Source organism: Pseudonocardia wallangbongensis (assembly GCF_054486945.1).
Genome location: NZ_JBRERS010000008.1, coordinates 135,355 through 148,237, shown reverse-complemented (window position 1 = coordinate 148,237; position 12,883 = coordinate 135,355). Strand labels below are relative to the sequence as shown.

Annotated in this window: 13 protein-coding genes; 6 read left to right on the top strand and 7 right to left on the bottom strand. The window is 71.6% G+C overall.

Annotation, left to right across the window (positions count from 1 at the left end; genetic code table 11):
- Window positions 1–38: 38 nt before the first annotated feature.
- Together ACU436_RS27155 and ACU436_RS27150 are read right to left on the bottom strand one after the other, a co-directional pair.
- Window positions 39–1,955 (bottom strand): primary-amine oxidase, encoded by a 1,917-nt coding sequence (locus ACU436_RS27155; protein ID WP_459029791.1) that lies wholly within the window; start codon window positions 1,953–1,955, stop codon window positions 39–41.
- A 237-nt stretch (window positions 1,956–2,192) separates the two neighbouring features.
- On the bottom strand, window positions 2,193–2,459 hold the full coding sequence (locus ACU436_RS27150) for a hypothetical protein (protein WP_459029790.1): 267 nt from the start codon (window positions 2,457–2,459) through the stop codon (window positions 2,193–2,195).
- Between the two features lie 93 nt (window positions 2,460–2,552).
- Here ACU436_RS27150 and ACU436_RS27145 point away from each other — a divergent pair, with 93 nt between their 5' ends.
- A complete protein-coding gene (locus ACU436_RS27145) occupies window positions 2,553–2,792 on the top strand; it encodes a DUF397 domain-containing protein (protein WP_459029789.1) in 240 nt (79 codons plus the stop codon).
- Window positions 2,793–2,816: 24 nt separating this feature from the next.
- Here the strand turns inward: ACU436_RS27145 and ACU436_RS27140 are convergent, their stop codons facing one another.
- Entirely contained in the window at window positions 2,817–3,623 is an 807-nt protein-coding gene (locus ACU436_RS27140) for an SAM-dependent methyltransferase (protein WP_459029788.1), read from the bottom strand.
- Window positions 3,624–3,754: 131 nt separating this feature from the next.
- Between ACU436_RS27140 and ACU436_RS27135 the strand changes: the two genes are divergently transcribed.
- Window positions 3,755–4,267: a mycothiol transferase gene (locus ACU436_RS27135; protein WP_459029787.1), complete on the top strand. Its 513-nt coding sequence runs from the start codon at window positions 3,755–3,757 to the stop codon at window positions 4,265–4,267.
- Here ACU436_RS27135 and ACU436_RS27130 read toward each other — a convergent pair.
- Genes ACU436_RS27130 through ACU436_RS27115 form a run of 4 tightly spaced genes read right to left on the bottom strand, consistent with a single transcriptional unit; the run spans window position 4,264 to window position 8,140 of the window.
- Window positions 4,264–5,568 carry a TRAP transporter large permease gene (locus ACU436_RS27130; protein ID WP_459029996.1) on the bottom strand — a complete coding sequence of 435 codons (1,305 nt, stop codon included), beginning with the start codon at window positions 5,566–5,568 and terminating at the stop codon, window positions 4,264–4,266. The genes ACU436_RS27135 and ACU436_RS27130 overlap by 4 nt on opposite strands.
- Window positions 5,568–6,092, bottom strand: coding sequence for a TRAP transporter small permease (locus ACU436_RS27125; RefSeq protein WP_459029786.1), 525 nt, complete (start codon window positions 6,090–6,092; stop codon window positions 5,568–5,570). The genes ACU436_RS27130 and ACU436_RS27125 overlap by 1 nt, the downstream gene beginning before the upstream one ends.
- A gap of 9 nt (window positions 6,093–6,101) precedes the next feature.
- Complete coding sequence (locus ACU436_RS27120; protein ID WP_459029785.1) at window positions 6,102–7,124, bottom strand: TRAP transporter substrate-binding protein; 1,023 nt, start codon at window positions 7,122–7,124, stop codon at window positions 6,102–6,104.
- Window positions 7,121–8,140: an LLM class flavin-dependent oxidoreductase gene (locus ACU436_RS27115; protein ID WP_459029784.1), complete on the bottom strand. Its 1,020-nt coding sequence runs from the start codon at window positions 8,138–8,140 to the stop codon at window positions 7,121–7,123. Before ACU436_RS27115 ends, ACU436_RS27120 begins: the two co-directional genes overlap by 4 nt.
- Window positions 8,141–8,477: 337 nt before the next feature.
- On the opposite strand from ACU436_RS27115, the gene ACU436_RS27110 reads away from it, so the two are divergent.
- The 4 genes from ACU436_RS27110 to ACU436_RS27095 are packed head-to-tail and all read left to right on the top strand — an operon-like array spanning window position 8,478 to window position 12,475.
- Window positions 8,478–9,440, top strand: coding sequence for a carbohydrate ABC transporter permease (locus ACU436_RS27110; RefSeq protein ID WP_459029783.1), 963 nt, complete (start codon window positions 8,478–8,480; stop codon window positions 9,438–9,440).
- Window positions 9,437–10,294 carry a carbohydrate ABC transporter permease gene (locus ACU436_RS27105; RefSeq protein WP_459029782.1) on the top strand — a complete coding sequence of 286 codons (858 nt, stop codon included), beginning with the start codon at window positions 9,437–9,439 and terminating at the stop codon, window positions 10,292–10,294. Before ACU436_RS27110 ends, ACU436_RS27105 begins: the two co-directional genes overlap by 4 nt.
- A gap of 26 nt (window positions 10,295–10,320) precedes the next feature.
- The gene (locus tag ACU436_RS27100; protein WP_459029781.1) at window positions 10,321–11,670 is read left to right on the top strand and encodes an ABC transporter substrate-binding protein; all 1,350 of its coding nucleotides are present in this window, start codon (window positions 10,321–10,323) and stop codon (window positions 11,668–11,670) included.
- Complete coding sequence (locus ACU436_RS27095; protein WP_459029780.1) at window positions 11,642–12,475, top strand: glycerophosphodiester phosphodiesterase; 834 nt, start codon at window positions 11,642–11,644, stop codon at window positions 12,473–12,475. Before ACU436_RS27100 ends, ACU436_RS27095 begins: the two co-directional genes overlap by 29 nt.
- Window positions 12,476–12,883 lie beyond the last annotated feature (408 nt).

Here is a 12,883-nt window from a genome sequence, read left to right as displayed (position 1 = left end):
CCGGGACCCGCAGCGAGCACGGGCACGGGCACCGACGCTCAGCCGTGGTGGTGCGGCGCCGGGACGTCGAGTGCCGGGCTGCGGTCGAAGAAGCCCGTGGGCTGCAGGAGGAAGCCGACGTGCTGCACCGGCATCACCGGCCAGTCCTCGAGGCGGGCGACGTGGTGCGAGCCGAACGTGTACCACACCACCACGTCGCCGTCGGTCACGTCGCGGTCGGCGGCGGTCCAGCGGGGGAGGCCGTCGCCGCCCGCGTGCTGGTTGGGGTAGTCGCCCGCGGCGTGCCGCTCGTCCTCGGCGTACGGGGTGACCCAGAGGTGGTGGGCCATGAACCCGGCCCGGTGCATGACGCTCGCCTCGGGCCGCACGAACGGTACGACGGTGCCGTGCGGCTTGAGCGCGTACGCCGTGGGCTCGCCCACCGCGTTGCGGGCCCCGCTGCTGCGCACCTCCCAGTACCGGGCCCGGTCCAGGCTGGCCCGCCGCCGCGCCCCGAGTTCGCTCGTGAGCTGCGTGGCGGTGGTGCGGAAGGCGTTGCCGAGCGGGTTGTCCGGGCCGGCCGGGTCGGTGACGGTGTCGACCTCGTGGACCGAGTTGGCGGTGCCGTCGACGTCGAAGTCCAGCCGCATGTTGAACACGTGCTGGTGGATCGGGGCGTAAAGCCCTTCGGTGGTGAGCAGCTGGCCGTGCGTGGGGGTGGTGCCCGGCGGTACGGCGCCGGTGGACATGATCCCGGTGAGCTTGACGTCGAACTCGATCGATCCGTCCTGGTAGAGGTACCAGAAGAAGCCGTACTCGTAGTTGCCGACGGTCGCGATGAACGACACGACGAGCCGCCGGCCACGGCGCACCTCGGTCTTCTCGGTGCGGAAGTCGGTGTGCTTCCACAGCAGGCCGTGGTCCTCCTCGTGCAGGCACACGGCGTTGGGGATGGTGAGCGGGTTGCCGTCGGCGTCGGCGAGGACGGCGTCGAAGTAGCGGATCTCGCCGAGGCAGTCGCAGCCGAGCTCGAGCGGGTTGGCGAGGGTGCCGATGTTGTACTCGCCGGCGTCGAAGGCGTTCTTGCGCCGGTGCGTCGGCGCCGGGTCGCCGTAGGGCACCACCATCTCGGACAGCGACGCGCGGTGCAGCACGGGCCGCTCGCGGCCGCCGTCGACGTAGTGCACCGTGTGCAGGACCAGGCCCTCCCGCGGGGTGAACCCGACCCGGAACCGCCACTTCTGCCAGCGCACCTCGTGCCCGTCGATCTCGAACGACGTGCCGTCGGGCTGGGTGATCGAGACGGGCTTCAGGTCGGTGCGCGGCGCCACGTCGGCCGCCGTGTAGTTGCCGGGCCGCTGCGGGACCGGCACGACGCCGTGGTCCTCGATCTTCACGACGCGCCCGGCGAGCGTGTCGACGTAGACGACGAGGTTCTCCACCGGGTGGGCGTAGCCGTTGTCGTCGGGCCCACCGATCTTGACCCACACGAGGGCGCGGACCAGGCGACCCTCCTCCTCGTCGCCGTAGTGCCCCGCCGACCAGGGATCGACCATCACGCCGTCGAACTCCGTGACCCCGCGCGCCCGCAGCGCCTCCTGCACGCCCGGGTCGGACTTGACGATCTCCTCGCAGGCGAAGAACTCCTCGAGGATCACCTGCGGCTGGACGCCGGGCACGTGCTCCCACCGCGTGACGGCGGAGTCGGACAGCGAGACGGTGGCCTCGTACGTGCGCCCGTCTGCCCGGTCGAGCACGATCGCGGCGGCTTCGCGGGGTACGGGCGTGCCTCCGGCGCCGTGTTCGAGCACGGCTGCCTTCGCCGGCTCGCGGAGGGTGAGCGAGACGAACCGGGAGGTCGGGCCGACGTGGCCGGCACCGCGCAGCACGGTGGCCGCCGCGGTGATCTCCGCGGCCGAGAGCGGCTCCAGCGGGTGCGTGACGGTGGTGGGCAGGCGCTCTCCGGTGGCGGTCACGGATCCTCCTTCGCGGGGTGCGCCTCTCACTGTCGTCCGCGCCACCCGCCCGGACCAACCGCGGATCGGTGAGCGGGAACCCGCCTGTCCGCACGTAACGAACGGACAGCGGGCACGGAGTCAACCAGGCGTCTGCGGTGATCCCCCCGGCCGCGGGCGCATCCGGCCGGGGTTCGCTCCGACCGGCGGCAGCACCCGCCCTGCCCGGGCGGGTGCTGTTCGCTGCTCAGCGGATGGTCAGCGCAGGATGCGCTGACGGACGCCCCGGCGGGTGGTGTGGGTGCGCTCGAGGATCGCCGCGCAGAGGAGGCACGGGTGCCCGTCCGGCTCGACCATGGGTGCAGCGGCGACCATGTGGCCGCACAGCGCCTGGTAGTGGCCGTCGCTGCGCCGGGCCGCGGCCGCCAGTTCGGCGTCGGGCACTTCGTGGGCGCGGGAGTCGACGGCGCAGGTGACGGTGATCGTGTCGGTAGGGCGCCAACCTGGTTGATCGCCACCGCTCATGGCTACGAGTGTCCCTACTCCGGCTTGCGGATGCAAGCACGGATGCAAGTACATTTGCCAGGCACGTCTGTAACTACATTCGGGGAGGCGCATATGCACCGGATCGAGGACAACGGCATCCCGGCGGATCGGCTGGGCGCCGTGGCGTGGCGCAAGAGCAGCGCCAGCAACCCGAGCGGCGACTGCATCGAGGTGGCCGCTCTGGACAGCGGTGCCGTGGCGGTGCGCAACTCCCGTGACCCCCAGGGACCCGCGCTGGTGTACACGCGGGCCGAGATCGACGCCTTCATCAAGGGTGCCAAGGACGGCGAGTTCGACGACCTGACGGCCTGACTTTTCACCCGATCGGGACCGGGGTCAGGGCACGCGTCCGATCCCGCCCGCGTAGAGCGTGTGCACCGGGCTCTCGGCCGGGGTGTCCTCGTCGGGGCGCCAGTCGTTCGCGTGGACGAGGCCGGGCTCCACGAGCTCGAGCCCGCCGAAGTAGCCGCGCAGCTCCTCCCACGTGCGGAAGCGGCCCGAGCCGAGCCCGCCGTGCAGGAACGCGCGTTCGAGGGCCAGGGCGCGCGGCTCGTCGTCGTAGAGGAAGTGCGAGAGGAGCAGGTAGCCGCCGCGTGCGAGCCGTTCCCGGACGGCGGCCACGATCGCGTTCGGGTCGTCGTCGTCGGACAGGTGGTGCACCACGCCGGAGAGCAGCACCGCGAGCGGGGCGTCGGGGTCGAAGATCTCCAGGGCGGAGACCTTCTCGAAGAGCGCCCCGGGCCGGCGCAGGTCGGCCGTGACCACGGCGGTCTGCTCGCTGGTGGCGAGCAGCGCCCTGGCGTGGGCGAGCACGACGGGGTCGTTGTCGACGTACACCACGCGCACGCCGGGATCGATGGCGTGGGCCACCTCGCTGACGTTGCCGCCGCTCGGCAACCCGGAGCCGATGTCGAGGATCTGCCGGATGCCGGCCTCGCGCACCAGGTAGGACACCCCGCGCCGCAGGAAGGAGCGGTTGTCCTTGGCGATGTCCCCGACCTCGGGCACGACGTTCCGCATGGCGTCGGCGGCGCGCCGGTCGACGTCGAGGTGCTCCTTTCCGCCCAGCAGGTGGTCGTACACGCGGGCGACGGAGGCGCGGGACAGATCGACGTCGGACCGCACGGGCGGCTCGTCGTCCACCGATCCTCCTCCGCCCGTCCCGATGCGCCGGCCGACCCTAGCGTGATCATCCTGGGCGGAACAGGTGTGACCGGCGGTCACACCGCGTAATCCATCGACACATGCGCATCTCACCGCCGTAGGGTCGTGACGTGGATGTCGCCGCCTTGCTGACCGACGCGTTCTCCCGGATCGGCGAGGAGGTGCACGGCGCCGCCGACGGGTTGTCCGCGGATCAGCTCGCCCACCGCGTCGACGCCGAGGCCAACTCGATCGCCTGGCTGGTCTGGCACCTGTCCCGGGTGCAGGACGACCACGTGGCGGGGGTGGCGGGCAGCGAACAGGTGTGGACCACGCAGGGCTGGGCGGACCGGTTCGCCCTACCCTTTCGGGCGGGCTCGATCGGCTACGGCCACTCCTCGGACGATGTCGCGCAGGTGCGGGTGGAGTCGCCGGACCTGCTCACCGGCTACTACGACGCGGTCGCGGCGCGCACGATGGAGTACGTCGGCGGCCTCACCGATGCCGATCTGGACCGCGTGGTGGACGAGGCGTGGGACCCGCCCGTCACGCTCGGCGTCCGCCTGGTGAGCGTGATCGACGACTGCGCCCAGCACGCCGGCCAGGCCGCCTTCGTGCGGGGGATCCTGCTGCGCCGGCGCTAACCCAGCGCTGCCGGGAGGGCCGTGGCGAGCTGGGGGAAGGCGATCATGAGCACGAGCAGCAGCATCTCGATCGCGACGTACGGGGCGATGCCGCGGAAGATGTCGGCGAGGTCCAGCTCGGGCACCACCGACTTCATCGTGTAGAGGTTCAGCCCCACCGGCGGCGTGATCACGGCGATCTCCAGGTTCACCACCAGCAGCACGCCGAACCACAGCGGGTCGTAGCCCAGCTCCTCGATCGCAGGCACCAGGATCGGGGTCACGACGAGCAGCAGCGACGCGGCGTCGACCAGGCAGCCGAGCAGCACCAAGACGATCATGATCCCGATGAGGATGACGGCGGCCGGGACGTCGAGGCCGACGATGAACGCGGTGAACGCGTCCGGCACGCGAGCGAGCACCAGCATCTGCGTGAACACGAACGCCGATCCGACGATCGCGAGGACCGCCGCCGTCACCTGCGCCGTCGACACGAAGATCCGCTTGAGGTTCGGCCAGCCGAGCTTGTGGTAGATCGCCCCGGTGACGGCGAACGCGGCGAGGGCGCCGACCGCGGCGGCCTCGGTGGGCGTGGCGACCCCGGTGTAGATGGAGCCCAGCACGAGCAGGATCAGCAGCAGCGCGGGGGAGATGCGCCCGATCGCGACGAACCGTTCCCGCCAGGTGAACCGGTCCGGGTCGACGGGTGCGCTCTCCGGCGAGACCTTCGCGCGCACCACGACATAGATGATCATCATGGCGGCGAGCACCAGGCCCGGGACCAGCCCGCCGGCGAACAGGTCGGCCACGCTCTCGCCCGTGATCGACGAGTACAGGATGAACATCAGGCTCGGCGGGATCAGCATCGCGAGCGCACCGGACGCCGCGACCGCACCGCTCGCGAACCCGGGCCGGTATCCCCGGTCCAGCATCTCCGGCACGGCCATCCGGCCGATCACGGCCACCGAGGAGATGCTCACCCCGGACATCGCGCCGAACACGGTGGACGCCCCGATCGCGGACGCGCCCAGCCCGCCCGGCACGCGGTTGAACCAGCGGTGCGCCGCGCCGAAGAGGTCCCGCCCGAGCCCGCTCACGGCGAGCGCCTCGCCCAGCAGGATGTAGAGCGGGGCCGCCACCAGCGCGTACTCCTGCAGCTGCGACACCAGCGCGAGCGGCACGAGCTCGACGGCGGTGAACCCGCCCAGCCCGAGCAGGCCGGCGACCCCGGCGACGCCCAGCGCCACGAAGATCGGGGTGCGCAGCCCGATGAGCACCAGCAGCAGCACCACCGCGAGCGCGACGATCACACCGTCGCCCATCACGCGACCCCCTGCGCCTCGGCGGGGGCTTGCGCCGCACCCGGTTCCGGTTCCGGCGGCGACGCCGGGAACAGCAGTGCGACCAGCACGAGGAACACCCCCGAGACGGTGAGGACGGCGTCGGGCACCCAGAGCGGGATGTTGAACGTGCCGGCGCCGGTGAGCCCGCCGGCGAAGGACACCGTCATCGAGCGGAAGGAGGTGGCGGCGACCACGAGACCGAGGAACGCGGTGGCCACCGTGGTGACGACGTCCGCCACCCGGCGCGTCCGCGCGGGCAGGGCGCGGTACAGCAGGTCCATCGAGATGTGGTGACCGGTGGCGTACAGGTGCGGCACCGCGAGCATCGTGGCGACGAGCACGCCGGTCGAGTTCAGCGGGTAGGCCCAGTCGGTCGGGGCGGCGAACAGGTAGCGGGCCGCGACGTCGTAGGTGATCGTCAGCATCATCAGCCCGATGACGACCATCGCGACGACGGCCATCGCCCGGGTGCAGGCCAGCACGGCCCGGCGGAGTGCAGGCACTTGTTTCTCCTACGCCTCGTTGATGAGGGCCACGGCCCGGTCGGAGACGGCGGGGTCGCCGATCAGGTGCTCCCACCGCCCGTACACGGGCCGGACCGCCGCCCGGAACGCATCGAGCTCCGCGCCGCCGGGCTCCACGATCTCGACGCCGCCGTCGAGGACGGCCTTGATGTAGTCGCCCTCGTGCACACCGACCATCACCTCGGTGCCGTCCCGGTAGAGCGCGCGTCCCGCCTCGTCGATCGCGGCGCGCAGCGCGGGCGGCTGGTCGTCGTACCAGCCGGTGCGGCAGTAGGCGTCGAGGGTGTAGGCGCCGACGTGCGCCCGCGTCCCGAAGCGGACGATCTCCTGGAGGTCGCGGGACACGACCGTTCCCAGGTAGCTCATCAACCCGTCGATGGTGCCGCGCTCGAGCGCCTCGAAGACCTCCGACGAGCCCATGAACACGGGCGCGCCGCCCATGGCCTTGACGGTCTCGCCCTCGATCTCGCCGGCCACCCGGATCCGCATGCCGCGGACGTCCTCCGGCTCCAGGATCGGCTTGCCGACCGTCCAGATGTACTCGAACGTGCAGGGCATCCCACCGAGCAGGCGCACCCCCTGCCGCGCGAGCTGCTCGTTGACCAGCGCGAACAGTGGGCCGTCCGGGGCGATGGCACGGCGCTGCTTCGCGTAGTCCTCGGCGCCGAACGGGAGCTCCATCGCCCCGAGGATCGGGTAGCTCGACGACACGTACGAGCTGGTCTGGAAGATCACGTCGGCGACCCCGAGCAGCAGCCCGGGGAGGAGCTGCTCGGCACCGAGCAGCGCGCCGGAGTTGTACATGTCGCAGTTCAGGCGGCCCCCGCTGGTGGTGGCGACGGTGTCCATGAAGGTCTGGATGCCGGGGTAGAGGTCGTCGTAGGACTTCGGGATGTAGGTGGCCGTGGTGACGGTCTCGGTGCCGGCCGCCTCGGCGCGCGCGCAGCCGGCGAGCCCCGCGACCCCCAGCCCGGCGGCGGCGAGGAAGGCCCGGCGCGCGAGGCCGGTCACCCCGCCACCCCGGCCAGAGCCGGGAGCACGTCGTCGGTGAGGCGGCGCAGGCTCGCCATCACCCGCTCGTGGGGGAGCCCGGGCCATTGCGGGCGGAGCAGGATGTGGCCCGGGCCGATCGTCTCGATCAGCTCGGCGAGCCGGTCCCGGCAGGTCCGGGGCCCGCCCAGCACGAACCGGCCCCGGCGCAGCTCGTCGAACTCCCGGTCGAAGCTCTGCGACTCGGGCAGGATCGCGTCCTGGCCCCACGCGCGGTAGGTGCGGTACTTCGCGGCGAGCGCCTCCCGGACGTCCTCGACGGCCTCGTCGTCGGACGCGCCGACGTACACCTCCTGCACCACGTTGATCTCCGCCTGCCGGCCGTTCTCGGCGCACCGCTCCCGGAAGAACGCGGCCTGCGTGCGCATGTGGTCGGCGTCGACGTGCGCCGCGGCGGCGATCCACGGCAGCCCGGTGCGCGCGGTGCGGGTGAGCGCCGAGTCGGTGTGCCCGGCGAGCCAGATCGGGGGGTGCGGCCGCTGCACCGGGCGCAGCACCGGCCGGATCCCGTCGAGGCGGCCCGCCTCGCCGTCGAAGTGCACCTCGTCCTCGGTCCACAGCTTCCGGACCAGGTCGAGGTTCTCCCGGAACCGGCGCAGCCTGCGGTCGCGCGGGATGCCGAACGCGTCGAACTCGACGTCGCGGTAGCCCAGGCCGGCGCCGACGACGAGCCGCCCGCCGGAGATGATGTCCAGCGTGGCCAGCTGCTCGGCGAGGTCCACCGGGTGCGCGAGCGCCATCAGCGTGATCGCGGTGCCGATGCGCAGGTCGCCGGTCTCGGGGATCAGCCTGCCCAGCACGGCGAGCGGGTGCAGGTACTGGACCTCCTCCGCCAGGTAGTGCTGCGTGGCCCAGACCGAGGCGAAGCCGTTGTCGCGGGCGTGGTGCACCTGCTCCACCTGCTCGGCGAAGCGCGCGCCCGCGTCGTCGCCCGGCGGGAACTGGCTGCACAGGACCAGGCCGAAGTGGGGGACCACCGTTGCTCCTCCGTCGAGTGTCAGAACGCCGTGCCACCCTCGGTGACCGGTCGTTGGGTGTCAAGGAAGAGGTCTGATGTGTTGAGCACCGCGGCGCCCGTGCCCGGCGACGAGGCGGTAGTCAGGCCGGGTCCGGCCATGTAGGGTGCGTGATCCAGATCTCCGGCTGTCTTTCTGGTGACGCCCGGATGAACTGTGCAGGGATCGGGGGAACCGCACATGAACGGAACCTGACGTAATTCCGTGCAAATCGGACGCCGGTGGTTGCGTGCTCGGTACGGCCGCACCGGCGGCTTAGTGTGGGCGCGCACCGACAACCGGAGGACCTCTCCCTGCCATGGCCACAGCAACCTCTCCGCCGGATTCCCAGGTCCGGCGGGCCGGAACGCACCGGACGCTGCGCCTGCGCCCGCGCGCCCGCCGCCGCAACCAGCTGCGGAACTGGTTGCTCTTCGCGCTTCTCGCCGGCCCGAACATCGCATTGCTCGTGGTGTTCACCTACCGCCCGCTGCTGCAGTCGTTCTTCCTCTCGACGCTGCAGTGGAACCTCGGCTCGCCCACCGCGATCCCGGTGGGCCTCGCCAACTACACCGACTTCTTCGCCGACCCGGGCACCCCGCGCCTGCTCGCCGTCACGGCGATCTTCACGCTCGCCACGGTCGGCGGTGGCATGGTGCTCGGCCTGCTGCTGGCCGTCCTGCTGAACCGGAGGCTGCGCTTGCGCGGCGCGGCCCGCACGATCGTCGTGGCCCCGTACGTGCTCTCCGGCGTGGCGGTCGGGCTGCTGTGGCTGTTCGTGTTCGACCCGAACTTCGGCGTGTTGTCGGCGCTTCTGAACGTGCTCGGCATCGGCTCGCCGGATTGGTACACCGACCCGCAATGGGCGCTGGTGATGGTCATCATCGTGTACCTCTGGAAGAACGTCGGGTACGTGGCGCTCATCTATCTCGCGGGATTGCAGGCCGTGCCCCGGGATCTGCTCGAAGCGGCCTCCCTGGACGGCGCCACCCCGTTCCGGTCGTTCGTTTCGGTGGTGCTCCCGCTGCTCGGGCCCACCACGTTCTTCCTCAGCATCACCACGTTGCTGACGTCGTTGCAGTCCTTCGACATCATCCGCGCGATGACGAACGGCGGCCCGCTCGAGGGAACGACCACGATGATGTACTCGATCTACCTCGAGGGGTTCGCGAACGGGCGGGCCGGCTATTCGTCGGCGGTCGCGACGATGCTGTTCCTGGTGCTCTTCGCCATCACCGTGGCGCAGCTGCGCTTCGTGGAGCGGAAGGTGCACTACTCATGACCACGGACACGGCGCCCGCCTCCGCTCCGCCGCGGCACCCGCGGCCCGCCGTCGGCGGCTACGTCACGATGCTGATCGCCGTCGCGGTGATGGTGCTGCCGCTGGTCTGGATGGCGCTTGCCAGCTTCAAGGGCCTGGACGAGCTCTACCGCCTGCCGATCCAGTGGCTGCCGGACTCGCTCGCCCCCACCAACTACGGCACGGCCACGCAGACGGTGCCGTTCGGCTCGTTCTTCGTCAACAGCACGATCGCCACGGTGTTCGGCGCCGGGCTGAAGATGATGCTCGGGTTCATGACGGCCTACGCGCTGGTGTTCGTCGGCATCCCGTTCAGCAGGTTCTTCTTCTACGTGGTGGTGTGCGCGCTGCTCGTGCCGCAGCAGATCGTGCTGATCCCGAACTACGCGCTGGTGGCCCAGCTCGGGTGGCTCAACACCTACCAGGGACTGATCATGCCCGGCCTGGCGAGCGCGTTCGGCACGTTCCTGTTCCGGCAGCACTTCCTGACCCTGCCCCGCTCGATCCTCGAGGCGGCGGAGATCGACGGTGCCGGGCACTGGCGGCGGCTGTGGCGGTTCGTCGTGCCGCTCTCCGGGCCCACGATCGCGGCCGTCGGGCTCGTCTCGATCGTCACCGAGTGGAACGACTACCTCTGGCCGCTGCTGGTGATCGACCGGCCGGAGATGATGACGCTCCCGGTCGGGCTGACGCTGCTGATGAACTTCGACGGGGTCACCGACTGGGGCGTGCTCATGGCCGGCACCGTCCTGGTCACCGTCCCCGTCCTCGCCGTCTTCTTCCTCCTCCAGCGCAGGATCGTCGCCGGGCTGGTCGCCGGCGCCGTCACCGGCTGATCCGTCCTCCCCCTGGAAGGCTCCACATGACCCCACCCGATCTGTCCCGGCGCGGGCTGCTGCGCCTCGGCGCCCTGCTGGGCGGCTCGGCCGCGCTGGCGGCGTGCGGCGGGCCGACCATCTCCGACTCCGGCGGCGCGGCCCAGGCCGACATCGACTGGTCCGGGGTGCAGCCTGCCTCCCAGATCACGTGGTGGAGCAACCACCCGGGCCAGTCGATCGAGCTGGAGAAGGAGTACATCCGCCGGTTCCAGGAGCAGAACCCGGGGATCACCGTCAACCTGGTCACGGCGGGCAAGAACTACGACGAGGTGGCGCAGCGGTTCCAGGCCGCCGCCGGCACCGACAACACCCCCGACCTGGTCGGCGCCAGTGACGTCTGGTGGTTCCGCTACATGATCAACGGTCAGATCATCCCGCTGGAGGGGTTGGCGCAGCACCTGCAGATCGACACCGCCGACTACAACAAGACGCTCTACGACGACTACGCGTTCAACGGCCAGCACTGGGCGCTGCCGTACGCCCGCTCCACGCCGCTCTTCTACTACAACCGCGACGCCTGGCAGCGCGCCGGCCTCCCGGACCGCGCACCGGAGACCTGGGACGAGTTCGAGCAGTGGGCGCCCGCGCTCGCGCAGGTCGTCGGCCGGCCGCCCCTGGGCCTCGGGACGGCCACCTCGTGGGCGGCCTGGTGGTTCTGCAACTTCATGTGGGGCCGGGGCGGCGCGTACTCGCAGGAGTGGACGATCACGCTCGACAAGCCGGAGACCCTGGACGCCGCGGAGTACGTCCGCGCGCTGGTCCACGACAAGAAGGCCGCGGCCCCGACCCAGGGCGGCGACGACGGGTACGTCGCGGACTTCTCGGCGGGCGTCACCGCCTGCACGATGGCGTCCACGGGATCGCTGCGCGCGATCATGGAGCAGGCGCAGTTCGAGGTCGGCACCGGCTTCCTGCCGAAGGGCCCGGTGGGGCCGGGTTGCCCGACGGGCGGCACCGGCATGGCGATCGCGTCGTCCAGGACACCCGAGCAGCAGCTCGCGGCCGGCATGTTCCTGAAGTTCCTCACCGAGCCCGACCAGACGGCGAACTTCTCCGCCGGCACCGGCTACATGCCGGTGCGCACCTCGGCGGTCGACAGCCCGGACATGCAGGCGGTGTTCGCCCAGACCCCGCAGGCCCGCGCGTCCGTCGACCAGCTCGCCACCACCCGCGTGCAGGACTGGGCGCGCGCGTTCGTGCCGTCGGGCGACCAGTACCTCACGACCGCGATCCAGAAGATCGTCCTGCAGAACGAGAACCCGGCCACGGCGTTCTCCACCGCCGCCACGGAGATCAAGACTTCGTATGAGCAGAACGTTGCCCGGTACATCTAGGCCGAGCGACCGGCTCCCCGAGTCCCTGCGCCCCGAGCCGGGCCGCATCCGCACCATCGCGCACCGCGGCGACTCGTCGTCGGCACCGGAGAACACGATCCCGGCGTTCGACGCCGCCGTGGCCGCCGGGAGCGACCTCATCGAGATCGACGTGCGGATCGCGGCCGACGGCGTGCCCGTGGTCATCCACGACGCGTCGACGCTCCGGACCACCGGCATCGACCTGGACGTGTCCCTCACCGGCTCCGAGACGCTCGCGGCCGCCGATGCCGGCAGCTTGTTCGGCCCCGGGTTCGCCGGCGCCCGGGTGCCGACGGTCGACGAGGTCGCCGAGTGGGGTGCCGCGCACCCGGGCGTCGGCTGGCTCGTGGAGTTCAAGGGGAGCTGGACCGCCGCGCAGATGGCCGGGCCGGTCGCCACCCTGCGGCGGCACGGCCTGGCGGGCCGCACGATCCTGCAGGGCTTCGAGGAGGAGACGGTCGCAGCGGCGCGAGATGCCGCCCCCGACCTGCCGCGGGCGCTGCTCGTCATCCGGCGTGCCGACCTCGACGGCCTGCCCGGGCGGCTGGAGGAACTCGAGGTCGCAGGCTGCAACCCGAGCGGCCGGCTGCCCATCGAGATGCCCGGCCTCGCCGGCAGGCTCCGGGAGGCCGGCTACAGCGTCTACCCCTGGACCCTCGACGAGCCGGACGAGTGGGGCGCCGCGGGCGTCGCCGGCGTGGACGGGGTCATCACCAACCGCCCCGGCCCCTTCCGCGCCTGGCACAACCTGCGCTGGAACCCACCGGGTGAGCTGGCGTCGTAGGGGCCGTCGGGCCGGGGTCGGGTCACGCCGCAGCGTCGCACACAGGCGCTCACCGGGCCGTCCCCGACGCGGGGGCACGCCCGTCCGGGGACGAGACCGTCACTGCCGGGTGCCCACGCGACTGTCCTGTGGTCGCGAATCGCCGCACCGACCGACCGCCTGGAGCCGGGTGCTGTCCCGGGGCCCCGCGTTCGCGCTGACCGGCACGCAGGGACTCGATGCCGAACCGGTGGACGAGTCGGGGCCGGTTCCGCGGAACGCGCCCGGACTCTCGCCGAGGCCGTGGCGGGTGTGGGGGCGGGACCGCCGGACAGTCCGCGCGCACCCGGCAGCGACGGGCTCGTCGCGAACCGGCGTGCCGGACAGCCGGAGACGATCGCCAACGCAGCCCCCGGACCCGGTAGTACA